A 25,580-nucleotide genomic window follows, 5' to 3' on the forward strand; every position below is an offset into this window, starting at 1 on the left:
TTATAATTTACTTAGTTTCCTAATTCTAATTGATTTTTCACAAGACTATAATAATCTGCTTTTCTGCTAACAAGATCCTGATGATCTCCTTTTTCTACAACTTCTCCATTTTTCAAGACGATAATTTGATCTGCATTTTTTACTGTACTTAGCCGATGCGCTACAATGATCACAGTTTTGCCTTTAAAAAACTCCTGAAGATTATCGTGAATTATTTTTTCATTTTCCGCATCCAGTGCTGAAGTCGCTTCGTCAAATAAAATAAAATGAGGATTTTTATATACTGATCTTGCAATAAGAATTCTTTGTTTTTGTCCTCCTGAAATTCCGTTTCCAGCAGCTCCGATTTTCGTATTATACCCTAATGGAAGATTGTCGATGAATGATGAAATATTAGCTACTTTCACCGCATTTTCCATCTTTTTACTGTTGATTTCTACATCGCTTGTTGCGATATTTCTTTCTATAGTATCGGAGAAAATAAAACCGTCCTGCATTACAACACCATAATTTTCCCGAATGCTTTTAGGAGATAAATCCAAAATATTGTCATCATTATAATGAATTGAACCTTTAGTAGGGTCATAAAATCTAAGCAACATTTTCATCAAGGTTGTTTTACCGCTTCCGCTTGCTCCTACTATGGCCGTTACCTTACCTTCCGGGATAAACAGGTTTAAATCTTTTAAAACAAAAGGAGATTTTGGACCTTCATATTGAAATGAAACATTGTTTAAAGTAATTCCTCTTTCATCATTATCTTGATCAAATGCACGTCTAAGAGCAAGAGTTTTTAATCCTTCTTTTTCTTCTTCTTCATGATTCTGAACTTCATTTAATCTGGAAAGACTCAATTTGGCATCTTGCAAGGATCTAAAGAACGAAATCATTTGATTTACAGGAGAATTTAGCTGTCCAATTATATAAGAAATTGCTAATAATTCACCAATTGTCATATTTCCTTTTACCACTTGCAAGGCTGCAAAGAAAGTAACTAAAATATTTTTTAACTGATTAAGGAATTCAAATCCTGAAAACTGATACTGGTCAACCCTTAAAATACGAAGTGTCGTTTTGAAAAGTTTGTTTTGGATACCTTCCCATTCTTGTCTTTTATAGTCTTCAAATTGATTTAATTTCATTTCAGAAACACCATTCAGAAGCTCGTAAACACTTTCCTGACTTTGTCCTTTTTCTCTGAAACGGTAATAGTCCAGAATTTCTCTTTTCTTTAGCCAATATTGGGCCCAAAGTAATGATAAAGCTGTTAATGATGAATAAATCAACACAATCGAAACATTATAATACCAAAGTACTCCAAAAAAGACTAAGAAAGTAATCATTGAAAAGAATGTCATTAAACTTTGTGAAGTTAAAAATTCTTCAATCCTTTCATTATCCTGAATTCTTTGAGTAAAATCTCCTGTCATTTTGGTATCAAAAAATCCCATTGGCAAGAGTAATATTTTCTTTAAAAAATCTGAAATAATGGAAATACTTATCCTCGTTCCGATATAAAGCATTAGCCAATTTCTAAGAATTTCAATTGTGATACTTCCTAAATATAAAACAACCTGAGAAATAAGAATAATGGTAATAAGATCAATATCCTTTGTATTTACACCTTTATCAATTAAACTTTGTGTAAGAAACGGGAAGACCAGACTCAACCCGCTTCCTAACAAAAGCATTGAGGATAATAGAATAAATTTCTTTTTATGTTCTTTGAAATATTTTAAAGCAAATGAAAGATTTACTTTATCTTCTTCAGGGAAAGTCTGTTGATAAAAACTGTTGGTAGGACTTACAAAAAGAGCTACACCATTTTCACCATCCGATAGCCAGCTTTTAAGAAAATCTTTTTCGCTCATCCAGATAATTCCATGACTTGGATCGGCAAGTTTGTATCTCTTTTTTCCTGTAATTAAACTTTTCTTTACATCAAGCAATACTACAAAATGGTTTTTGTTCCAGTGAAGAATACAAGGTAGGCTACCATTTTCATCCAGTGTTTTTAAGGTTAATTTTGCCGGATAGGTTTCAAATCCAATATCTTGACACAATTCACTAATACTTAGTAAGCTTACACCTTCTCTCGATAAATTGGCGTTTTGTTTCAAAAAATGTAACGGAATCTGCTTACCAAAGTAAGAAGCCACCATTGCGATACAAGCAGGACCGCAGTCCATCTGGTCGTGTTGAGGGATAAATTTTAGCTTCATGATACTAGATATTTTCTTTTGCCGATTTTCATTTTGTAATACTTTTCTACAATGCCATAAATGATTAATTCATGCATTCTGTGTCTCGATCTTATCAGTCTGTTGATATGCATGTGGATAAAACTGCTTACCAACCTTTCTTTTTGTATGATCCTCAAGTCTCCTATTTCTTTACAGTTTTCTGCAATTGAAGTAATAAATTCTCTGAAAATCGAATCCTGATTTTCTGTTTCTACAATCTCAGCAATGATGTTCAGATTGTTTCTGTATTTCGTGTCGAGTTGTTTTTTCAGATTACTATCTACGTTGAATTCTTTTTGGAATTCTGTATAAAGTTTATTGATGACTTCATATCTTTTATCTAAATCAAGATCAAAAACATTGAAATAAGTGTCGATACTTTTAATAGCATATAACCACAAATCATCATTGTTTGGAATATTTTTCAAAAGATTGACCGCTAATAAACTGTCGTAATAGAAAATATGCTCTGCCACATTAATGAATTTACCTTCATATCTTTCGTATTCCCTGTCATAGGTTCCCATTTCTACTTTATTAATAATGCCTTCGTTGATATATTTATCCAAATAATCATTGAAAGTGGTCATAATTTTGGCTGTATTCGTTAAATTATTATCATTAATTTCCAGTCTTAATCTGATGTGGTTATCTGGATCATTATATCTAATGTAAAACCATTTTTTAATTAAATCTTCTTCACTCAGATGAGGTAAGAGATTTGGAAAAATGTCCTGTAAGATTTTATCTGAAAACTTAGTTCCACAATAGATTTTGTAATACAACCACTTATTTCCTGGGATAAATTTGTTATCAGAAATATTTACATTAAAAATATGTTCGTCGAGCTTCGTTTTTAATGCTTTATAATTTTTATTAATTAATGGAATCACAATCTCGTTGCTAAACTCATCAGTTTCCAGATTATAAAGACATTCCGTTAAGGTTACCATTTCTTTCAATCTTAATTCATCTACAAGGAACGAAAGAAGGTTTTCATTGTCAGAATCGATTAATAATTTGTTGTCTCCCTGAGAAACAAAGAAATATCTGCCGATTTTTTTGTCTGAAAGGTGTTGTTTTAAAGTTTTAATACTTTCAACATTATTTCCAATTTTAATTCCCTGAATATCATTTTGATACAATCTCCATAAAGCCGGAGTAAAAATAATATCATTTCCAAAAGTGATACGCGGAATAAAATCATACACCAGATAATTTGTTTCCCCGATATTCAAAACCAAAGCGGCTGAAACATCCTGATTCTGTAAATCGCACAGGAACTGATAAACTGGAAGCGAATTATAATCAAAATTATGAGCAGTAGAATGGAAAATTTTAACCTCTTTATTTAATTCTTTATGAAATAAAACTATTCTGCTATCAATCATTTTAAGGTAAAGATCAGTAAGACTTATTGTGTTCTCTGATGAAGAAGCTTTAGTAAGATAAGATAATTGATTCCCCCTTTTTACTTGTCTCAAAAGGATATTCCCGACTCTGTTGTCCGGCAAGTGAAGCAATTCTACGTAAATAAAGTGGTCGTCATTTTGCTCTTCTTTAATGATTTTATTCATCGGAACTAAAATTTCTTCATCTTCATTGGAAAACCTCGCTACAAGATTAATTCCGCTTGTGCCGCCTACAGAAGTTACCGCAATTTTATCCGAAACTTTTTCTACCATTACAGATAAGGATCTTGCCATGCTTACTTCTTCAGAACCTTGGAGACTATTGAGATCATGTTTGCTTAAATCAATTACAGAATCTCCGTTGATATTGGCTTTATTGATAATCCTTCTCCAAAATTCATGAATCTTTTTGTTGTATTTTATGGTAAAAGAATCATTGTTTGTATTGGGCCAGCTTAACGTATCCAGCAAAGAAGAAAAATCGTTTTCACTGTTTTGTTCCTGAATATATCCAATTCCACTTTCATTGTCTAAAACCTCAACTAATGGAACCAAACTTTCTTCATATCTTGAATAAAAAACTTTCTTGAAGTTCTCTAAATTTTCGTTTACAATATCACTTTCTTTATCATAAAAACAAGATAATGTATTGATTGCTTTTTTAATTTTAGAAAAATCTTCTTTGGAAACGGGCGAAAAATCAAGGTTTCTTTTTAATGAAGAATTAATTAAATGCTTTCTGTCATATAAAATTGAAAACTGATTGGCCAATGAAAATATCTCATCATAATATTCCTGAGCCTGTCCAACACCGGAATTTAGCAGTTCCAGATAGTTTTCCATTTGGATTAGATTTTCTAAATATCCATCCAGATCTTCATGAATATTTTGCTTTGAATTTAAATAATCAATGATTTGACGTAAAGGTGAATATTCATTTAAGCAAATATCAAAATCACTTTTAAAAAACTGAGCATCAATAAGTCCGAAAATATAGAATCTTGCATCTTCATCGGAAACTCCTTCCACATTTTCTGTTACCAAAGCAATGAGTTCTTCAAAAGAAAATGATTGGTTTGCCATTGTATCAACCAGGAAATCCAGAAGTTCATCTTTTTCTAATGAGCTTAATGTATAGATTCTTTTTTCGTTCCGTATAGCGGTCTCGATGTATCGGTAATAATCTCCCAATTTGTAAATTGAGTCATTAAGCGCATATTCATGAACTTCCGGAAAGTCTCTGTTGATAAGTGCAATAACCTGAAAAAGGAAAGATAAATCTAATGTCGTGTACCGACTTATCGATGTCATACTTCCGGCTTCAATATTTTTATTTTCAGCATTTAATTCAAAAGTTGAATGCGATGCAAATGTTCCGAACGGAGTAGATCTTGTGGTAATTCTGATATAATATTTCAAAATAGAATTATTGATCTTGTTTCTCTTCACTGCTGATAAAGTAGGATCGTCCTGGCATAATCTTGACCATTCATTATACAATTCGTAAGAAGCTAAAAAAATGGATTCTCTGAAGATTTTATCATTCCACAATCCCAAGACGAAATCATCAAGATCTGTCGTATTTTTCGGTATATCCTTATATCGTTTGAATGAGTACAGAGCGTTCCTCATAAAACCAATATTTATATTATCTAGCTGCGTTTTCATGTTGAAGAGATTGTAGGTTATAATAGTTGCTTATTGTTTCAGCATTTGCTATTTTCTTGTCACTGTCTGCTTCTGTATCGTATAGAATAAATTCGTCTACAGAAAGTTTTTCATCTAATGTTTCGATCAGTTCAAAAAGTTTTTCGAAATTGAGATCAAGAATTTTAAATGATTCAGATTCCTGCTCTGCATCGGTTTTTATTTCGTTTGTTTCTGCAAGATTTATGGCTAATGCAAGGGAAAACTTAGGTACAAATCCGTTTTTCTTATAAAATGAATCTTTGTATCTGTCGATTCCCTCTTTTTTATCATCAAGATTATCAAGGAATTTTCCCTGATTGTGAAATGATGAAACACAATAATTTGAGTGTAGTTCTGTGGCGTCGTCCACATTGTTTAATGAAGAAGAAAGATACCAAAGATCTGGAATTAGTCCGCCATACGGAGGAATCAGGATGCCTTCTTTTTCGTTTTTTTCAGCTTCTGAATATAATAACTGATGGATTTCGTAAGCGTTTTCTTTAAAAACATTTCCAATTCCTTTCTCTAGCATATCTGGATTGAGAAGGTTTTTGGTGTTTTCGCTTTCCGGAACTCCTTTGGACAAACCAAGATCGATTCTTCCGCTGAATATATTATTGATTAATTTATAATTGGTAACAACAGCGTAAGGAGAATAACTCGGAACCGAAGTTCCTGCCGATCCTACTCTTATTCTTTCTGTCATTCCTGCGATCATGGCGATCACTATGTCCGGGTTTGAGAATGCAAGATTCTTGATGTGAGCGTAATGATGCTCTGCCAGCCAAAATCTGCTGTATCCCAGTCTTTCTGCATGAAGGGCATAATCAATTACATCATTAAGAGCTGTGATTGAATCTTTGCCGCTTCTGTATCCTAGTTCCAGTAATCCTATGCTTTTTGTTTTCATTACAGTAAAAATTTAAGGTATTTAGTTTTATCGATATTATCATTTAGAGTGATTAATGCTCCTATTTTTCCAAATATTAATGAGCTGTCCTGCTTGCTGAATGGCTGATCCAGTTCGTTTTCCAAAATTTCCTGAGATCTTTTCAGCCAAAAATCTTTGGATTCTTTGTATTCTGGCTGACTGTCTCTTTGGTTTACTTCGTGGTAAAGCTGTACAAGTCCGGAAGTTCCGTGGCAATAATGGATAAGTTCTATTCCTGTATTGGCCATTACTTTTCTTTTTGTAGTTTCCATTCCAAGTTCGTGAGCCATTTTGGTGTATTTTTCGTTTTCTAAAATTTCTCCGGCTTTGTAAAGAAGGTAAGAGAAAGAAAGATCACTGTTGCACCAGCAAAGTCTGTTGTTGTGGAAAGGTTTAAGGAGGTCTGGAGTTCCTTTATAGTTGTATGGTTTATATATTTTGGCGTTTTCTATTTCGTGAATATCAAAATTAGAGATAATGAAATTCATACAAGAGTCAATAATATATTTAGCTTTTTCTGTAATTACAGGAAGTGATAAAAGATTATTAACAATAGAGAGATAGCCGTAATTGAATCCTAAGTTGATACCATCTGCAAAGCTGTCATTAAGCTTATTTTCAAATGGAATGGGTTTGGAAATGCATTCATCATAAAGAATATCTACAATTCCGTTGCTGTATTTTTCATTTTTAATGGTGTTGAAATAATAAAGATTTCCAATTGGTCCATCAAAAAATGTATAGTTGTCTTCTTTCAGCATTTTCACAGATTGTTCGAAAATAATTTCTCCGATTTCATGAATCTGATCATCAAAATCATCATCTAATAATCCGTCTTTTTTTAATAAGTCCAGAATGATGCCTAAGCCTGTCATTCCTTTGGATAAAGTAGGAAGTGCGTAAACATTGTCTTCTTTTTGCAGACTGCAGTTTTCAAAAACCTCTTCAAGAATTGTAATGACTTTATTTAAGTATTGATCATTTTTATTGATCTGATAATTTGATAAAAAATAAAGAAGTAATCCAAGTTTTCCGAATAGCAATCCGTCTGGTAATGCTCTATAATCAAAATCAAGTATTTTTTGGTCGTATTCTTTAAGAATTGTAGTAATATTTTGAGATTGTAATGCTTCCATTATAGGTCATAATTATAGAATGAAATGTAGTCGTGGTTTGGTTTTATCATATCCGACATTAATGTAATGCCGATTCCTGCGATGCCTTGCCCTAAAGCCATGTGTACGCTGTCGTATTCTTTGCTGTAATGAGCATTGAATCCTGCCCAGCTAGAATTTTCATTGTTTTTGTACTGAAGCAGATGTTGATGCCAATATTCTTTAGCTTCTAAAAAAGCATCATGTTCTGTCATAGTGTATATATTTTTATACAAAGCAGATAATCCTGCGGAACCGTAAATAAGTCCTGGTTCCAGAATCGTAGAATTATCAGCATCTTTAAATTTTGTAGTATTTAATAAGATCTGTAGTCCTTTATCACAATAATCTTTTTGGTTTAAAATAGTTCCGGCATTGTAAAAAGTATAGCCGATTCCTATTTCTCCATAAGCGAGATTGTGATAATCGATGTAGATATCTTCAAATGCATTAAATGGGAAAAGATTTATGTTTTCAGAATCGTTTTCATTACAAGCCCAGATAAATGATAATCCTTCATGGATCAGTTTCAGAGATTCTTCGTTGTAGATATTGTTTTTGTAAAGGAATAAAAGGAAATTGACCACTCCAGTTACTCCGTGTCCTAAACCAAGTTCTACGTAAGGTTCTTCTGTATCTCGAAGGTCGAACATCCAGAAACTTCCGTTTTCATTGGATTTTCTTAGTTCAATTACCTTATCAAGAGTTTTGTAAAGCAAATGTTTTTTGTCTTCAAGGTTTCTCAATACGAAATATTTGGCAACACTCGGAAAACCGCTGGTAAGATCAAGATCTCCTTTTTCTGTTTTCTGGATAAGTATTTCTTCCAATATTTCATCTACACTTTCCAGTAAAGAATCTGTATCGTTGTCTAAAATTCCTTGTTGTTTCAAAAACAAAATATATAATCCCAGCTCTCTGAGTTCATCATTAAAATGAAAGCTTTTGTAATCTTCTGTAAGAACAGATAAAGATTTCTCAATGTAATGTGTTACCAATTCTAAAGATTCTGATTCTTTAGTCATTAAATAATGATAATAGTAAAACATTGAAGCACTTAGAATTCCGTTATTAAGACCAATACTTGTAAGGACATTATCTTTTTGGCGGATACATTTTTCTATTTCTGAGATGATTTCTTTTTCTTTTTTCATGATACGAGAGCTATAGGATTATAGATTATTTTTAAAAGAGGGAGGGAACTTTAAAGGTCTCCCTCTTTTATAAGAGAAAAGGATTACTTCCCTACTCTTGTCTGTACTACTGTGTTTCCTCCACAAGAACACTGTCCACAAGATTGTCCCGGAGCCTGAAGAGTGTTTGTTCCTCCTTTCAGACCGTTCATTTGCTCTTCTTGCAATTTGCTGATTTGTTCTTTGTTGATTTCTAGACCTTTTGTTAATTTAATTTTGTTCATGATGTTTAATTTTAATTGTTAATAAATTATTTAATGTGATTTGGTTATTATTGAGCAACTCTCGTTTTTACGATTGTGTTACCACCACAAGAACACTGTCCGCAAGACTGTCCCGGAGCTTGAAGAGTGTTAGTTCCTCCTTTTAGGCTGTTCATTTGCTCTTCTTGCAATTTGCTGATTTGTTCTTTGTTGATTGATAATCCTTTTGTTAATTTGATTTTGTGCATGATGTTTAAATTTTAATTGTTAATAAATTATTTTAATGTGATTTGGTAATTTTTGCTAATTATTGAGCAACTCTCGTTTTCACGATTGTATTACCTCCGCAAGAACACTGTCCGCAAGATTGTCCTGGAGCTTGAAGAGTATTAGTTCCACCTTTTAAGCTGTTCATTTGCTCTTCTTGCAATTTGCTGATTTGCTCTTTGTTAATTGATAATCCTTTAGTTAATTTGATTTTGTGCATGATGTTTAAATTTTAATTGTTAATAAATTATTTTAATGTGATTTGGTAATTTTTGCTAATTATTGAGCAACTCTCGTTTTTACGATTGTGTTACCTCCGCAAGAACACTGTCCGCAAGATTGCCCCGGAGCTTGAAGAGTATTTGTTCCTCCTTTTAGGCTGTTCATTTGCTCTTCCTGCAATTTGCTGATTTGCTCTTTGTTGATTTCTAAACCTTTTGTTAATTTGATTTTGTTCATTTTGTTAAAATTTTGTATTTAATGATTGGATTATCTTTTTTAGTCATAAAACCTTTATTGGACCTTACTTGCAAGTATATTTTTAGTTAGTTAACTCTGTTTCGCTCGTCTTCGTTTCCGAAGTTTCTTTGTTCGGATTTTATATTATTGTTTCCGAATTTGTAGCTCAGAGAGATTCTGAAACCTCTGCTGTCTTCGTAGCTTCTTACATTGGTTTCCACGCCGTTGGATTTGTAGCTGATCAAAGGTCTTTGCCCGTTCAGAAGATCCTGCCCTGTAATGATAAGCGTAAGATTTTTTTCCAGGAATAAAAACTTCACAGACACATCCAGAATGTTCATTGTCGAAATATGGAAAACCTGATAACGCCCCGGAAGTTGCAATCCGTAGTTTACACTGAAGAATGCTGTTTTAGATTTATTTAAAGTAAAATCGTTATTAGAATAGATATAAGCATTATATCCATCGATAGAGCCGATTAAGTCCGTTTTAGATTTTACATTCTGATAATTAGCATTGAATCCTGTGAAACTGTTCCACCAAGACCATTTATTAAAATTGTAATAAGATGAAATCCCAATTTGATACGTGTTTGCATAATTCAAAGGAGTACTTTTGGTGATATTGGTATCTTTATCCAGAATCGAAAATTCCTGACTGAAATTCGAAACCTGCGAATAGTAAACCGACGACACAAATTTTTGATTTCTGATATATGAAAACTCCAGATTATCTATAATAGAAGGTTTCAAAAACGGATTTCCTTCATAATAATAGTATGGACTTGTCCTGATCACAAACGGATTCAGATAATCGAAGTTGGGTCTTCGGATTCTTCTGCTGTAATTCAATGAAAATGAATTCTTATCATTCTGATTATACGTCACATAAGCCGTAGGAAATAATTTTACATAATTATTCTTGTTGGTCTGGTTCATATTCTCAGAATATCCGGTCGTTTGGGTAGCCTCCATTCTCAATCCTGCCTGAGTTTCCCATTTTTCGCCTAATTTTTTGCTGGCAGAAACATACAGTGCTTCATTATGTTCCTTATAATTAAAAATATTGGATTGATCTGTATTCAAAACTGTTGTTCCCGTCTGATGATCCAAAACTACCAGATCGTTGTCTGTATTGGTGTAGTTGTATTTCCCTCCAAAACTTAAAGAAGTCCATTTCAGTGGAAGTTCTACATCTACTTTTCCGGAATAGTTTTCCACACGGTTTACATTCGTATTAGTGGAAGAAAAAAATGTCTCTGGAATTATATTTCTCTGGCTATCCCATTCATTTCCTGCAAAGAAGCGATAGTCTCGTTTTTTATAATTAAAATAATCAAAATCGGTCGTGATCTTTGCTCCCGCAGAATCCAGCTTAATGGTATTGTTCCAGTTGATGGAATTCATATTAGGTTTATTATTACCATCTACATCAGAAGCAATATAGGAATTAACGGCTCCTGTCGTATAATTTGATCTGGTCGTGAGCGGACTGTTGGATGAAGTTCTTTCTGTAAAACTTCCTAAATATTTTAAACCGCTTGTCCATTTATCACTTATTTTATAATCCGCACCCAACCCAAGACCAAGATTATTTTCTTTAGACTTATTTTTCACATTCATAGACCACAATTCGTTTGGATAAAAAATATTGCTGTCAGAATTGGTTAATAATCTTTGGCTATTGGTATTTGCCGATACCTGCAGAGATAATTTGTTATGATTATAATTAAACATTCCTTGCATACCGCCACCTGCATATGTTTTTTGTGTATATGAACCACCAATATTAGCATTCCAGGAATTGACTTTGGCTTTTTTTAGTTTAATATTAATAAGACCGCTGTCTCCTTCTGCATCATATTTTGCCGGTGGAGTCGTAATGACTTCTATTGATTTAATATTATCTGATGGAATGGATTTTAATAAACTTGCCAAATCATCCTGAGACATTCTTTGGATTCGGTCGTCGATCATTACAATAACTTCACCTTTTCCAATGATGGATACATTTTCATCCTGAACTCTTACTAAAGGAGTGGTTTTTAAAGCATCTAAAGCATTTCCTCCCGTTGCCGCAACCGAATTTTCTACATTGAAAACCAAGCGGTCAACTTTTCTCTCTACCAGCTTTTTTTTCTGAGTAATTGTAACTTCCTGAATATCTTTTACAGCGTCGTTACTTTTTATCGTATAGTTTTTTGAAACATTTCCGTCAATAGTTATATTATTTTCAAATACATTGTTTCCATTTAAAAAGATTTCCATTTTATAAGAATCATTTTTCGGAAGTGTTATTGTAAAATTTCCGCCTTCATCTGTAATGGCTGAATATGTTTTCTTGTCTAATGACATTACAACCTCAGCATAAGAAATATTTTGAGATTTTTCATCCACTACTTTTCCGGAAATACTTTGAGCATTTAAGCTAAGGCTCATACCTGCTAAGGATAATAATGATATTATGTATTTCTGTGTCATGAGTTTTAATTTATATTTCAAAGGTAGAGTGTCGAGATTTTAATGATGCTACACTTGTGTGTAGTTTTAGGCAGTCTGGTGGAATACTACACTTTGGTGTAGGGTATCTAGGTTCTGAGCCATAAGGTGATAATTCTTATCCAAGAATTTCTTTAACCCGTTGTAAGTCAATAGCACAGGAATCGTTTCTGATCCTAAATAATGAATAGGTTCTGCCAATGTAATAGCCTCAATTCCCATTAGTTTTAAAACTTTAAGCAGCTTCGCATCACACTCTGCTATGGCTACGGAATTTTTGTTCTGGCAAACTTCATTGATAGCATAAGCCATCAAGGTTTTAAAAATTCCGAACCCTGTTTTATCAATTCCTTTTTTAATCGCGAATCTTCCGATATGCCATATGTCGATATCTTTAGTGTTAGTTAAAGTTGATGGATTAATCATGAATAATTTCTCCAATGGAAGAATATCTCTTTGGTTCCATTTCAAGACTCTTATTGATCCGTTGATTTTCTGATTTCCGTCTCTTGAAACAAAAATTTTAGAATCCTTAAAACTCAATTCCTCGTGATATATATCATTTACTTCTTTGCTAAACTGAGCATAGTTTAGTTCTTCAGTATGATGATTAAAATTCTCAATAACAACGAATTCTGATAACTCGTATACGTCTTTATTACTTAAAGAAGAAAAGTTGAAATTTTTCATGGTTTTAATATCTTGAGGTAAAATTATTTCACCAAATAGTAAATTATGCTACACTTTTGTGTAGATTTGTTAAAGTCTACACAAAAGTGTAGTATCAAGGATGTGAACAAAAAAAGCTAAACCATGGAGGAAATCAATAAATTTTTCACTAATAAAAATAGCATTGGAAGTATTTCAGAATCAGAAACTTACCAGACATCTGATTATCTGGAAGTAATTAAAGCCTTTTCCAGAATTACTTACATGAGTTTATATGTAATAGACTACCAGAAACAAAGTTTTGAATATGTCTCAGACAACCCGCTCTTTCTGTGCGATCATACACCAAAAGAAGTGGAAATAATGGGATATGCGTTTTATTTCAGGCACGTAAAAAAAGAAGACTTGGAACTGCTTCTGAAGATTAATGAAGTAGGATTTGATTTTTATGAAAATCTGCCTGTAGAAGAAAGAAAATTATATACAATTTCTTATGATTTTCATTTAATTAATGAAAATAAAAATACAATTCTAATTAATCATAAACTGACTCCGCTTTTCCTTTCTGCGGAAGGTAAAATGTGGAAAGCAATGTGCATCGTGTCTTTATCACACAATCATGCATCGGGAAATATTTCCATCGTGAAGCAGGGTACAGATGAAATATGGAATTTTGATCTGTCAGAGAATAAATGGATCAAAGAAGAAAAAATAAAATTATCCGAAAGAGAGATAGAAATACTACGCCTTTATGCTCAGGGATTGACGATTAATCAGATTGCTGATAAAATCTATGTAACCGGAGATACCGTGAAATTTCACAGAAGAAAATTATTTGAAAAATTAGGAGTAAGCAACATCACGGAAGCATTATCGTATGCTACCAATTATAAATTGATGTAATCGTAGATTTTTTATCCTGCAATTGAATTTATATAAAATTTAGGAAACACTTTATGTGGCTTCCCTGTTGCAATATTGAACATTACGTGAGTACACATACCTGCTACAATCCATGATGCAATTGGCAATTGTGGAGGTGGTAGGTTTTCTTTTTCATTTTTATATTTATCAATAATTTCTTCAAGCCATTCATTCGGATGCTCCCAAAAACGTAAATATCCTGCAACATATTCTACCATTCTCAGTTCATTAAAATCTTCGGCTAAAGTATCAAGCGCCAAACCTTCTGGGGTAATAACGGTAACTAAACCTCCCCAACCTAAATTATACGGATGTAAAACACTGATTCCTTTTTTCTGACAAAGCTTATCAAAAATAATAGGAATATTGGTGGTGAAATCCAAAGCATTAATAGCAATATCATGCTCACCAATTATCTCCGAAACATTTTCTTCATTAATGAATTCTTTACGAAACTTAATATTTGCATTCGGATTAATATCTTTCAGGCGATGATAGAGCGTTTCAGACTTATAAGATGAAATATCTTTGTGTGTATAATTCTGCCGGTTAAGATTAGAAAGTTCAATTGTGTCACCGTCCACTATGGTAATGTTTTCGAAACCAAATCTCAGTGCACATTCTGCAATATTACTCCCAATACCGCTTCCTGCAAGTAAAATCGAAAAATCTTTTATTTGATTCTGTTCATTTTCGTTTACGTATAATCTGTTTCTAATATACTGTTGTTCCATAGCTATTGATTTTATATTACAAAAATATATTTTAGCTTTGTCATAATGACTACACTCTAGTGTAGTTAACAAGTCTTTGATTCGTCATAAATGCTTAATAATATTTGTTTTGTAGTCAAATTCAATAAAAATAAAACACTTTTTTGTGATTTATTTTTATTGTTTTCTATGAAAAGTTTGCATATCCCATTTCTCTTATTTTTCAGATTCTGTTCATACGCAAATCTCGATCATTTCAACTTTTCTTATCAGTATAAATGTTGCGAGAATAGTTCTTCTATGATTACATAAAAGCAATTTTCTGAAATTCCAAATATAAATTCTATTTATACTCTACCATTCAAAACTGGCTAATAAAATGAGAAGGCGTTACACCAAGCTCTTTTTTAAATGCAGCAGCAAATACCTCTCTCGACGCAAACCCGCAATATTCTGCCAAATAAGTGATTTTATATTCTCTATAAATAGGCTCAACATGTAGTTTTTCAATGATATGATGAATTCTAAGACTATTAATATAATTACTGTAATTTTTACCTTTATAATGCTTTATAATCTCAGAAAGATAGCGAGGATTCGTATCAAGACGATTGGCAAGAGCTGTTAAATTAACATCTTTCCTGAGAAACTTTTTTGAACTTTCAAATTTTTCTAATTTTTGCAGAATATTATTAACAGTAATACTATTGATTAGTAAATTTTTCTCGGAAATCTCCTTTTCATCAGGAATATTTTCTAATTGACTTGAAAAATTTTGGCACTCAGAATGCGGAAGTCTTTTGTTTTTTCGTATAAAGAACCATATTGTAAGTACTAAATACCTTTCCAATGAATTTATTCTTTTTTTGAACATTTGTGTTTTATTGAGGATTGGGAAAAGATTAAATAAATAAGAGTAGACGAACTACTCTTATTTCCCTTAATACTAAATTTCTGAACTTCGATTATTGAACTTTAAAAACAGTCAATAATCGTATTAAATACAACCGTCATAAGCTGAACGTTGAGTAGGTAAATTAATCTCGTTTTAAATACTCAAGTATAGATTTATTGGTTTCATGTCCAAATACCCACTTTTGCACTTTGTTTCAAAAAAATGAGAATAATTTTCTCTAAATAATAATTTTTTCATAAATCAAATTGTTTTTACAGCCTCTTTAAAAATTCGAGTTTATTAAAAGGAAGCTGGAAATAGTTGTGATCTCCAGCTATAATTCCTTTAAATATATAGATGTGTTTTTTTCTAATTAAATAATTCTGAAACTGACTTCAGAAAGATTTAATTAATCTCATTAAAGAAATAATAATTGAGTATTCTTAATTCTTTTAGTTTGACGATGCAATATTAAAAGGAATAATACAAAGAAAATAAAAAAGGGATTTCCACATCTACTTAGTGATCTACCTACATCTACTCACGACAAATAAATGACTCAAAATCAATTAAATAAATTATAAGTAAGAAAAATTAAAAGGTATTAATAACAAACAAATTAGTGTCTGTTTCGGAAGGAATATCCAGTTTTCGGCGAATTCTGTATTTTTTTCCTTCAATAGATCGCACTGTAGAATTGGTGGCGGATGCTATTTCTTTTGTATTTAGGTTTAGTTTTAATAAGGCACAAATTTCCAATTCAGAAGAAACAAGATTGGGTGCAACTTTTAAAATTTTATCGAAGAAATCAGGAAATTCGGATTTAAAATAAGTTATAAACAGAGAATTTTTACTCATAGCCAATTCGTACAATTCGCCTGAAAAATTAATTTTGTCTGTTTTTTTGATCAGATCATTGAGTTTTTCTTTCTCCAGGTGATATTTTATGATCATTTTCTCTTTTCTGGAAATAAAATACACTCCAATAAAAGTACAAAATGAGATCTCTATCACTTTATATACTCTTACATACCACTGATCCAGCGAAGAAAGTGAACTTTGATATGAAAATAAAGAATAATCTGTAACAATATTCATCAAAAACCACAGTATATAAGAAGAAATAAGGAAAAATATAATGTATCTGTCTTTAGAATAATCGAAAAAGAATGCTATCGCAATCGTTAATGAAACATACGATAAATAGTTCATACAACCTTCACCACCTATTGTATCACAGTAAAAAACAACAATACCTAAGAAGAAGAAAAGAACTGTTAAGAGTTTTTTATTAAAACGTATTTTATCCGGCCACATCAATGTACTCAGCATGAACAAAGTAAGCCCTCCAAAAAGTCCTGCATATACATATTGCTTCAGAAAAATAACATTAAGGAACATATTGCAACCCAAGAGAAAAACCAAAGCAAGAGTATAAACATCAAACAGAAAACTTTTTTCATATTCGATCTCATCTTTTGCCCCTTCTCTTTTCTTTTCTATCTGGGAAGAAATGTATTTCAGCATTACACTTTTTAATGATACAGCAATTTAGTGAATAAAAAGGAGAATTTTTAAAAATACTTTTTCCGGTAAAATCTCAGTGAAAAAATAAAATAAAGAATGTCAAATAATTTCTGCTAAGACATTTTAAACGATAAAAATTAATTATGTTAAATTAAATACATCAAAAAATATCCGAATATATTCGATTAAAAAAGATTATTGAAAATGAATAATAAGCAATTAATATATAAAATATTAAACAGCAATTTCCGTAACATAATTTCGGAATTAATTTCATTGTTTTATCTTTTTGTTAACTCACAATACTTTTTTCTTGGTGCATTACTATTTACAGTATATTTATACAAGAAAAATTTATTTAGTTAATAATATATTTTTTTGATTTAATCACCAATAAAATCGGAAAAAATAACAAATTTATATTGATAAAAATGCAAACCCTCAAAAACACTTTAATCTGAATTATTTTTTATTCTATTATAAAATTCATACTCCTTATATATGCTCAAAAATTTGTTTTTCCTGTTAGTATTAATTGCTGAAAAAGAAAATGAGAATCTCAATCACATATTCGTGATTATCGGATGCATTGTACTTGCATTAGCGATCTTCCTATTTTCCTTATGGAGACGAAGCCAAAAAATATTTCATTCCAGATATGAAAATATCATCAGCAGGTTAAAAAAAGAAGAAAACACCAACGATCATATATCTATTCCAACCGAAATTACAGACATTCCTGTCATTATTCCTGTTCCTGATAAAAACATAAATATTCATGACAGCACAATCAATACAATCCTTCAAAAGCTTGAAAAGTTTGAAAAATCTGAAGGATTCTTGAGAAAAGATAAAAGTCTTACCTCTCTTGCCAATTCACTGGATACAAATCCCCGTTATCTTTCCGAGATCATCAAACATTATAAAGGAAAAAAATTCAACAATTATCTCAACGGACTTAGAATTCAATACATTACACAGCTTCTTTACAAAGAACCGATATACAGAGAGTATAAAATCACTTATCTGGCAGAATATTGTGGTTTTGCGTCGAGAGAAGTATTTGCAATAGCTTTCAAAAAAGAGACGGGTGTAACGCCTTCTTATTTCATCAGCCAGCTTAGAACTGACTAAGTAAGGATTTAATTTGTGAATAGTGTGGTTTAAAATCTACATCATAAATATTTTTTTCCATTTAGCAACTGTATTACGGCTTAGCTTGAAATGTGCAGCCAACTGAATATTATTCATTTTATTTTTCTTTTGATAATCCAGAATCTCAAGAATAGTTTCCTGACTGTAAGAACGATGCTTCTGATTGAATGATACGGTATCTCTGGTATTATCTTTAAATAAAATATTGTTCAGATTGATAACATCAAGCTCAGACAAAATATTTTTATTTAATATTTTTTTGCATTCTTCTCTATTCGGAAATTTCTCGGCAATCAGATCACTATAAATTCTTTTATAATCGGGCATTGCTATTTTTATTTTCATATGTGTTTTTGTTTAATTTTTTACTGATACTTACTGATCCACTTGTACAAGGTAGTTTTGGGAATCCTGTATTCTTTAATGACTTGCTCTTTAGTTTTATCTCCTTTATTTATTTTCTCTAAAATGAAATAAATAATCTCTTTGGTATAAATATTCTTCCTGAAGCGCGGTAATTCAGATTTGGCTTTTACAGGAATATTATAATTAAGATTAGACTGAGGTGAAAAGAAGATTAAATGCTGAGAATAAATCCTGAAAAAATCGTATTCCAAAAGCTTCGACCATTTGAGAAGATCTCCCGCTTTTAAATCATTTGCTTCATACATATCCAGAATTTCCGGCTCTGTACAACCAAAAAAATTGCATATGCGTGTTATTTCAATTTCGCACTCTTCAACTCTGGTTTTAATTAATTTTCCTATGTGTATTTCTTTAAAATTTGTCATAACTTATAATAAATATATGCTCAAAAATGTTTGAAGATTCACTTGTTTTCACAGTCAATCTACCAACTAAAATATACATTAAATAAGAGTTTGGAAATAAACATCAACAGAAATACAGAATTTTCATATGAATTTTAACGAAAAAAAGCCTAAATAAAATAGCTTCAAAAAATTCTATTTTACAAATAAGTAATAATGATTATCAATTAACTAAACAATAAATAAACAAAATGATATCCGAATAAATATCACAAAACTTTTAATAACCATTCTAAGAGTTTATATTTTTACCAAAGACTTTTGAAATAACCAATCAAAAATTCGCGCCTAAATTATAAACTGACCACTATGAAAAAAAATCTATTTCTTTCTTGTTTTTTATTTTCTAGTTTTTATTTTTCTCAATCTCTAAATAACACAAAAGATAATCTATTTGGTAGCAATTCAGTATTTATTTATAGCGGAATATTTTTAGGTTTTGCATTTTTATTGGGATACCTATTTTGGAAAAGAAATAAAAAATTCTTTGATAATACTACATCCAAAATAGATAATATTGTAACAGAAAAACTTAAAAAGGAAGAAAAAAAGCAGGAACAGTTACCCGAAGTAACAGAAGAGCCGGATAAAAACTATTATATATCAAACGAAACGGCAGTTTTGATTTTAAAAAAATTGGTAAGATTTGAAAGAGATCATAAATATCTGAAAAAAGATATTACTCTGACCTGGGTCGCTAATCACTTGGGGACAAATACAAAATATCTTTCCGAAACGATAAAAATACACAGAGGTAAAAATTTCAATAATTATATTAATGGACTCAGAATATCCTACATTACCTATATGTTGTACAAAAAACCTGAATACAGGGAATTTAAGGTTGTTTCTCTTGCCAAAGAATGCGGATATTCTTCTTCACAAGTATTTGTGATAGCATTTAAAAAGGAAAACGGAATTCCACCATCGTATTTTATCAATAATCTTAAAAATGAATCTTCGGAATCCGAAATATTATTCCAATAAAAAAGAAATTATATTTTTTATATTTCTTTTAAACTACCGCAATAAGCCTGAAGCATCTGATAAGCATTCATTAAAATTATTTACATATAAAAAAAAGAAAGCAAATGCTCATCACACTTGCCTTCTTTTGATTATTATTTATTACTGTTATCCTTTTCTTGTCACAGAAAGGAAAATTTTCTTTTCGGTTCCCACTTCCATACACCACCATTTGAATTCGTACCATCTGTATGTTGTAGTATCTATCTGCACCTGAAGATTTGTTGTTATTACTTCTGCAGCCGAATTCGTCCAGAATACAATATTGTTGGCATCAACCTGAACAAAGTTTCCTGATGTTAAACTGTTATTAAGAGAAGTTTCGTTTTCATTTACCTGAGTAGCAAAAGTTTGATAACTTACCAATTGTGTTCCGGTTGCAATATTATACACTCTCGGATCATAGTAAGTCGAGTTTACTCCCTGTAAATTCATTTCCAGACCATCCAATTGAGGCAATGCCTGTAAGCTGTTTGCGGTAACATAAGTTTTAAGGTTAAAAGTACTTGTATTTGCTGTCGAAGCCGGAAGAGAATAAACTCTAGATACTGTTTCTCCTATACTTATAGTCCCACTCGATCCTGCCGTCTGTGGAAGTCCCGTAACATATCCCAATACTCCGTTAGCATCTGCAACCACGGTTCTTGTAGCTGTAAAAGTTTGATCTTGAGATGCAGATGCATTTCCTGAAGAATTTGTATTGATAGCATTGGCAGAACCATTCAAAGGTAAAGTTCTCAATCTTGTAATACCATTGTTATCAAGCTTTTCTGTTGGCGTTCCTGTATTAATTCCTATATTTCCTGTCCCTGTAATAATCATTTTCTGTGTACCATTAGCATTAGAACCAGCACTTGTAACGAAGGTAATTGGCGCAGCAGTTGTAGTGCTTGTAGAACCTATATTCAATCCACGGGAATCATTCGTTGCCATTATTTGGCTGACAGCTTCGGGATCCTGAAATAATTGCAACCTGGAAACTACCCCATTACTGTCATTATCATCTGATGATAAAATAGCAGACGCTCTCTTACTGGTCGTTCCAAATCCTCTTTGGACCATGCTTCCCGTAGGTGTCCATGTTGTAGATTGATCGGTACCGGTAAAGATAAGCGAAAATCCATTATTGGTTAAAGTTCTGTTACTCGTTAATAATCCGTTGTTACTGTAAATATTTACGTCATTGGCTCTAATTTTTTGCCAAGCGGCTCCGTCAAAATAATAATAACCTTCAGAAGTTACATTGATCGTTTGTCCTGCAGGAGCAGTATCGGCTGCTGTTATATAAACTATTGCAGCTAATTGATTATTTGTATACGTTTTAGCTCTTAATTGGTCTCCTGTTAACCTTGGTGCTCTGATACCATCCAAAATGGTTGCAGTAGCCGGAGTACCTGCAACATCCAATGTAACCTGTGGATCATTAGTACTTATACCCACATTCCCCTCTCCTGTTACCCTCATCCTCTCTACTGCTGTTGTTCCTCCTCCTGGACTTGTATTAAGAGTTATCGGTGCAGAATTATTAGAAAAATGCGTTGATAATGAAAGCCCTGTAGAATTGCGGGTAGCGCTTATACTTGCATTTGAATTTTGGAACTGCTGGATAAATAAGTTGCTATCATTACCTCCATAAATTGATAGAGACCCTACAGTTCCTCCATTTGCCGATTGGTTCATACTACCATTAGCACTCCAGTAAGTTCTTTGACTTGTTCCCTCGAAACTCAACTCCTTACCGTTCACTGTCAATGTACGGCGGGTTCCTGATCCAACTAAAGAACCATCAGCATTATAAATATTTTTGAATAATACTTTCTGCCATACACTTCCGTCGAATGAATAATATCCGGCTTCATCTATATTAATCCTCTGTCCTGTTGCTGTCCCTCCGGAAACATCAGTAATATAAATTAATGCTCCCTGTTGGTTTGTGCTATAGGTTGCGAGGTTTGTTGTAAGCTCTGTACGAGTTACACGGGGAGCCTGCAATCCAAATGTCTGTGTAAAATCTGTAATAGCACCACCTGCATTTCTTTTAGCACTCACATCCATTGTTGTATTTGGTGTAGAAGTATTTACCCCAACTTGGGCTGAAACTGTTGCGCTCATAAATATGAAAGCAATTGGTAGTAATGTAAAATTTTTCATTAGTGTTAAAATTTAATTCTTTTAATATTATTTTTTTTGATATTTCGGCAGATGGTCTGCCGAAATATTTTATTTTAATTATCAATATATTTCTCGATACTATTTCTAGCCTACTGAGCCAGTTTTGTAACTGTTACAGATCCCAGATCTACAATATTATTATTCGTAGCACTGCAATTGAAACGGACTCTAATCTTATCTCCTGCATTTAAACTTCCTGTCCAGTTTAAAGAGTTTCCGTTATCCAGATCCGACCCCAACATATTCGATCTTGTATCTGCCAATATAGGATTCCACGTCGCTCCTCCATCTGTGCTTCTCTGGAAGTATGCTACTGTATACCAAGTTCCCGACTCTGCCACATGCTTATTAGAAACCTGCATGGCAATTACATAAATACTGCTCATTCCAGCTGGAACAGTAAACACATTACTACTCCATGCATTTAATGGGTCTAAATTTTCTGCCGAAAAATCTCCTGTAATAGTACTTGTGGTATTTTTTATATCCTGTGTTCTCGGAACACTTGCACTAACTAGAATTCGTGGAGTTCCCGGATCTGATGGGATTCCGTTTATATATCCCAAAACACCGTTTGCATCTGCCACTACTGTTCTTGTTCCTGTAAAAGTCTGATCCTGTACTGTAGAAGCATTACCTCCACTTTGTGTGTAAATTGCATTACCGGTACCACTCAACGGAAGATTCCTCAAACGTGTATTTCCATTTACATCAAGCTTTTCTGTAGGACTTGTGGCATTGATTCCTACATTTCCCTGTCCGGTTATAACCATCTTTATAGTCCCAAGCGCACCTCCTCCCGAGCTTGTACTAAAATTGATAGGAGCAGAACTGGTAGTAGCATGAGTTCCGATAAGAAGTGAATTACTGTTTCCTGAAGTAAGCATCTGTGTATATCCATTATAAAATTGCTGTATAAAAAAATTACTGTTACCTCCTCCATAGAATGCTAAAGAAGCTTCACCTGTTCCTGTTTGAGAATTACCTATAGCCATTCCTCCAGTCGATCCCCAACTCGTTTTTTGTTCAGTACCTTGAAAATTCAATGTGTTTCCATTTAAATTTAAAGTACGATAGCCGGTAAGAGATCCATTTGCTGTGTAGATATTATCCGAAACTACTTTCTGCCATGTACTTCCATTAAAGAAATAATATCCAATAGCGTTGATGTTCGCTCTTTGCCCAGAAGTATCACCTCCCGATACATCTGTAATATAAATCAAAGCTCCTCTTTGATCCGCTGCATAAGTTGCCGTATTACTTGTGAGCTCAGCTCGGGTAATTCGTGGCGCCATCAATCCAAAGATCTGAGTATTATCAGTTATATTCCCTCCTGAATCTCTTTTAGCGCTTATATCCATCGTCGATTTTGGAGTTGCAGTATTTACTCCGATTTGTGCTTCAACATTTGCGCTTGTCAATACAAGTGCTCCTGCCATCAAAATAATGTTTTTCATTGTGTGTGTAAAAAAATTTGTGTTTAAAATGTTATTGATTTCTATTTTTTATTCTGTTGTTGTTTTGAGTTATTATCTTTAATCTTCAGGCAATATATTTGTTAAAATAATTTTCTCGCCAGAAGCACATTAATAAAAAAAGTTACAGACCAGTTGCTGTTATTTGTTCCGTTGTTGCCTACAAAATCAGTTCTGGAAACAGACGCTGTTATACGTGTTTTACCTCCCGTTCCGTTGTTGGCAATAGTAGTGAGCGAACCTGAAATAACATCCGGGTAGGCAGAATTATTCCCGGGAGATAGCAAAGGATACATATTGGTTAAATTAAAAGGTGTTCCCTGATATTCGTAAACAATATTCATCGTACTCGTATTATGATAATTTGCTGTGTGTGCATAGGTGATAGAAGTTTTGCTGATGACCCACCACGCAGCGTCTGTAGCCGTTGCCGGAGTATCATATGATGTGTTTGTATGATTCGCCCAATCTGTTACCGGCGTGAATCCGCTTGTATGAGGTGGTATCTTTAGCTGCATGCCGTATAATTCCATATTATTTTTTGATAGTATACTATAAAATAAATCCCATGTACCGCCATTGGCATTTGAATTATTCACTACCTCTACATAACTTCCGGGAGCTATGGTAAAAGCAGATACTGCACCTGTGTTATCTGACCTTAAAGTATTCGTACCCGAAGCCTGTAACATTATATTGAAACCCGAAAGGTTTTTAATCTTATATATTCTTCCCGTAAAACTTCCTGTTCCTATTCCTATTGAAGGCAATGTAAAAGTCGCCCCTGAAGTACCATTATAAGATAAATAATGATCCTTACTGGTAATAGTATAGTTTGTTGCTGTGATCTCTTTATAATCTGCTTCCAGAGACCCATCTATTGTTAATGTACTGTTAGGATTCGAGGTGTTTATACCCACCTGTCCTGAAACCCCTACTACTAAAAGTAAAAGGACAATTATCGTTAATAATCTTAATTTCAATTGTTTTTGTTTTTTTGTGTTCTTTTATTTAAATTTTAATCTATTGTGATATTTTATTATTCATTTTAAGTTTTAAATATTTTATAGCGTTATTCGATGTCTCATCTCAAATTATTTACTGTATCCGAAAGAAATTTCTTACGCAGTTTTTGAAAGCGACCTTGCCATTACAAATCACTTGTTCTTCTGAAATATGTTGTTTATAGCAATTTATTTTTATTAGTCTGCATGTATAGTACGAGTGTGTTACTTCCACTCACGTTAGTATGATAAACCTACTCGAGTGAGTGGGGATGGCACACTAGTGCTGTTATACTTTAAGCTGATTAAGTGTTGGTGTTTGTAATCCTGATACTTTCGTATTATCAGTAATAGTCTTTCCTGCATCTTTTTTTGCATTTGCGCCCATTATGGTTTTTCGAGAAGTAATATTCACTCCAACCTGCGAGAATGCTATATCACTTATTATAAGTGCTGATGCGATCATAATTTTTTGTCATGTTTGTTGTTTTTTTACTGTTTGTTTTTTTTAAATGTAGTTTTATTTCATTCTTTACTTTTATTAAATTATTTTAAATAAGAGCCTTTTATATCTGGTAAAGTTCACCTGATTAAAAAGGCTCTTTATATTAAAAATTATTAGTTTAAGGTTTCCAGAAAGACCACACTGTACCGTTGAATACAGCCATCTGTCTTTTTGTAGTATCGTACACCATCATTCCAGGACTTGGGTTGATGATATTAAGATGCGGACTTGCTACTTTTGGTAGGATCATCGCCTTGTTGGCGTCTCCCAATACAAGGATTCCCGGCGTATTATCCGTACCTCCTGTAGTGTAAATTGCAACCTTAGCTCCGGGTTGTTCTGTCTTATCATTCCCCTGAATGCTCAGATCTGATGCTCCGGTAGTGTCTACACTCAGATCAAACCATGCATTATCTTTCAGGTATTTTACCTTATGATCCGTTGTATCATAGATAACAGTTCCGTTCTCTGTGATCCCCGATTTATCAATGACGTAAGGAAGAATAAGCCCTTTGTTTTCCGTATCGGCAAACTCCAATGACACAGATCCGTTCGTAACATTTGGCTTACTGATTCCGACCTGAGCCTGAACCTGTGAAGCTGACAAAGAAACCATTAATACTACTATTATTTTTT

At 32.6% G+C, this 25,580-nt stretch carries 24 protein-coding genes; 3 read left to right on the forward strand and 21 right to left on the reverse strand.

From position 1 onward, the window contains the following. Window positions 1-11 precede the first annotated feature (11 nt). The 11 genes from ABD940_RS04900 to ABD940_RS04950 all read right to left on the reverse strand — a co-directional run bounded on the left by ABD940_RS04900 (window position 12) and on the right by ABD940_RS04950 (window position 12,739). Entirely contained in the window at window positions 12-2,222 is a 2,211-nt protein-coding gene (locus ABD940_RS04900) for a peptidase domain-containing ABC transporter (RefSeq protein ID WP_345200675.1), read from the reverse strand. Further along, window positions 2,219-5,323 (reverse strand): lantibiotic dehydratase, encoded by a 3,105-nt coding sequence (locus ABD940_RS04905; RefSeq protein WP_345200677.1) that lies wholly within the window; start codon window positions 5,321-5,323, stop codon window positions 2,219-2,221. The genes ABD940_RS04900 and ABD940_RS04905 overlap by 4 nt, the downstream gene beginning before the upstream one ends. Then, on the reverse strand, window positions 5,304-6,254 hold the full coding sequence (locus tag ABD940_RS04910; RefSeq protein WP_345200678.1) for an LLM class flavin-dependent oxidoreductase: 951 nt from the start codon (window positions 6,252-6,254) through the stop codon (window positions 5,304-5,306). Before ABD940_RS04910 ends, ABD940_RS04905 begins: the two co-directional genes overlap by 20 nt. Further along, entirely contained in the window at window positions 6,254-7,411 is a 1,158-nt protein-coding gene (locus ABD940_RS04915) for a lanthionine synthetase LanC family protein (RefSeq protein WP_345200679.1), read from the reverse strand. The genes ABD940_RS04910 and ABD940_RS04915 overlap by 1 nt, the downstream gene beginning before the upstream one ends. Further along, window positions 7,411-8,583, reverse strand: a complete 1,173-nt coding sequence (locus ABD940_RS04920; protein WP_345200680.1) for a lanthionine synthetase LanC family protein — start codon at window positions 8,581-8,583, stop codon at window positions 7,411-7,413. Before ABD940_RS04920 ends, ABD940_RS04915 begins: the two co-directional genes overlap by 1 nt. An 83-nt stretch (window positions 8,584-8,666) precedes the next feature. Beyond that, on the reverse strand, window positions 8,667-8,846 hold the full coding sequence (locus ABD940_RS04925) for a class I lanthipeptide (protein WP_345200681.1): 180 nt from the start codon (window positions 8,844-8,846) through the stop codon (window positions 8,667-8,669). A gap of 47 nt (window positions 8,847-8,893) precedes the next feature. After that, window positions 8,894-9,073 carry a class I lanthipeptide gene (locus ABD940_RS04930; protein ID WP_345200683.1) on the reverse strand — a complete coding sequence of 60 codons (180 nt, stop codon included), beginning with the start codon at window positions 9,071-9,073 and terminating at the stop codon, window positions 8,894-8,896. Between the two features lie 59 nt (window positions 9,074-9,132). Next, window positions 9,133-9,312 carry a class I lanthipeptide gene (locus tag ABD940_RS04935; RefSeq protein ID WP_345200683.1) on the reverse strand — a complete coding sequence of 60 codons (180 nt, stop codon included), beginning with the start codon at window positions 9,310-9,312 and terminating at the stop codon, window positions 9,133-9,135. Window positions 9,313-9,371: 59 nt separating this feature from the next. Beyond that, the gene (locus tag ABD940_RS04940) at window positions 9,372-9,551 is read right to left on the reverse strand and encodes a class I lanthipeptide (protein WP_345200684.1); all 180 of its coding nucleotides are present in this window, start codon (window positions 9,549-9,551) and stop codon (window positions 9,372-9,374) included. A gap of 86 nt (window positions 9,552-9,637) precedes the next feature. Beyond that, window positions 9,638-12,031: a TonB-dependent receptor domain-containing protein gene (locus tag ABD940_RS04945; protein WP_345200685.1), complete on the reverse strand. Its 2,394-nt coding sequence runs from the start codon at window positions 12,029-12,031 to the stop codon at window positions 9,638-9,640. Window positions 12,032-12,097: 66 nt separating this feature from the next. Then, a complete protein-coding gene (locus tag ABD940_RS04950) occupies window positions 12,098-12,739 on the reverse strand; it encodes a hypothetical protein (RefSeq protein ID WP_345200687.1) in 642 nt (213 codons plus the stop codon). Window positions 12,740-12,862: 123 nt separating this feature from the next. Here ABD940_RS04950 and ABD940_RS04955 point away from each other — a divergent pair, with 123 nt between their 5' ends. Then, the gene (locus tag ABD940_RS04955) at window positions 12,863-13,621 is read left to right on the forward strand and encodes a response regulator transcription factor (RefSeq protein ID WP_345200688.1); all 759 of its coding nucleotides are present in this window, start codon (window positions 12,863-12,865) and stop codon (window positions 13,619-13,621) included. Between the two features lie 11 nt (window positions 13,622-13,632). Here ABD940_RS04955 and ABD940_RS04960 read toward each other — a convergent pair whose 3' ends face one another. From ABD940_RS04960 to ABD940_RS04970, 3 genes are all read right to left on the reverse strand, one after another. Continuing rightward, window positions 13,633-14,376, reverse strand: coding sequence for a ThiF family adenylyltransferase (locus tag ABD940_RS04960; RefSeq protein ID WP_345200689.1), 744 nt, complete (start codon window positions 14,374-14,376; stop codon window positions 13,633-13,635). A 340-nt stretch (window positions 14,377-14,716) separates the two neighbouring features. After that, the gene (locus tag ABD940_RS04965; protein WP_345200691.1) at window positions 14,717-15,229 is read right to left on the reverse strand and encodes a helix-turn-helix domain-containing protein; all 513 of its coding nucleotides are present in this window, start codon (window positions 15,227-15,229) and stop codon (window positions 14,717-14,719) included. A 615-nt stretch (window positions 15,230-15,844) separates the two neighbouring features. After that, entirely contained in the window at window positions 15,845-16,777 is a 933-nt protein-coding gene (locus tag ABD940_RS04970) for a helix-turn-helix transcriptional regulator (RefSeq protein WP_345200692.1), read from the reverse strand. Between the two features lie 513 nt (window positions 16,778-17,290). On the opposite strand from ABD940_RS04970, the gene ABD940_RS04975 reads away from it, so the two are divergent. Next, complete coding sequence (locus ABD940_RS04975; RefSeq protein WP_345200693.1) at window positions 17,291-17,911, forward strand: helix-turn-helix transcriptional regulator; 621 nt, start codon at window positions 17,291-17,293, stop codon at window positions 17,909-17,911. 36 nt (window positions 17,912-17,947) lie between these two features. On the opposite strand, the gene ABD940_RS04980 is transcribed toward ABD940_RS04975, so the two are convergent. Both ABD940_RS04980 and ABD940_RS04985 read right to left on the reverse strand, forming a co-directional pair. After that, window positions 17,948-18,277: a helix-turn-helix domain-containing protein gene (locus tag ABD940_RS04980; protein WP_345200694.1), complete on the reverse strand. Its 330-nt coding sequence runs from the start codon at window positions 18,275-18,277 to the stop codon at window positions 17,948-17,950. 20 nt (window positions 18,278-18,297) lie between these two features. Continuing rightward, entirely contained in the window at window positions 18,298-18,723 is a 426-nt protein-coding gene (locus ABD940_RS04985; RefSeq protein WP_345200695.1) for a transposase, read from the reverse strand. 348 nt (window positions 18,724-19,071) lie between these two features. Here ABD940_RS04985 and ABD940_RS04990 point away from each other — a divergent pair, with 348 nt between their 5' ends. Next, window positions 19,072-19,749, forward strand: a complete 678-nt coding sequence (locus ABD940_RS04990; protein ID WP_345200696.1) for a helix-turn-helix domain-containing protein — start codon at window positions 19,072-19,074, stop codon at window positions 19,747-19,749. Window positions 19,750-19,896: 147 nt separating this feature from the next. Here ABD940_RS04990 and ABD940_RS04995 read toward each other — a convergent pair whose 3' ends face one another. The 5 genes from ABD940_RS04995 to ABD940_RS05015 all read right to left on the reverse strand — a co-directional run. Next, on the reverse strand, window positions 19,897-21,939 hold the full coding sequence (locus ABD940_RS04995; protein WP_345200697.1) for a hypothetical protein: 2,043 nt from the start codon (window positions 21,937-21,939) through the stop codon (window positions 19,897-19,899). Window positions 21,940-22,049: 110 nt separating this feature from the next. Next, the gene (locus ABD940_RS05000; RefSeq protein WP_345200698.1) at window positions 22,050-23,417 is read right to left on the reverse strand and encodes a hypothetical protein; all 1,368 of its coding nucleotides are present in this window, start codon (window positions 23,415-23,417) and stop codon (window positions 22,050-22,052) included. Between the two features lie 101 nt (window positions 23,418-23,518). After that, a complete protein-coding gene (locus ABD940_RS05005; RefSeq protein ID WP_345200699.1) occupies window positions 23,519-24,418 on the reverse strand; it encodes a hypothetical protein in 900 nt (299 codons plus the stop codon). Window positions 24,419-24,728: 310 nt separating this feature from the next. Further along, entirely contained in the window at window positions 24,729-24,905 is a 177-nt protein-coding gene (locus tag ABD940_RS05010) for a hypothetical protein (protein WP_345200701.1), read from the reverse strand. Between the two features lie 157 nt (window positions 24,906-25,062). Then, window positions 25,063-25,580, reverse strand: a 518-nt coding sequence (locus ABD940_RS05015) for a hypothetical protein (RefSeq protein ID WP_345200702.1), incomplete at its 5' end; no start/stop codon positions are given.

Origin of the sequence: Chryseobacterium ginsengisoli, from assembly GCF_039542325.1 — a bacterium.
GTDB classification, from domain to species: domain Bacteria; phylum Bacteroidota; class Bacteroidia; order Flavobacteriales; family Weeksellaceae; genus Chryseobacterium; species Chryseobacterium ginsengisoli.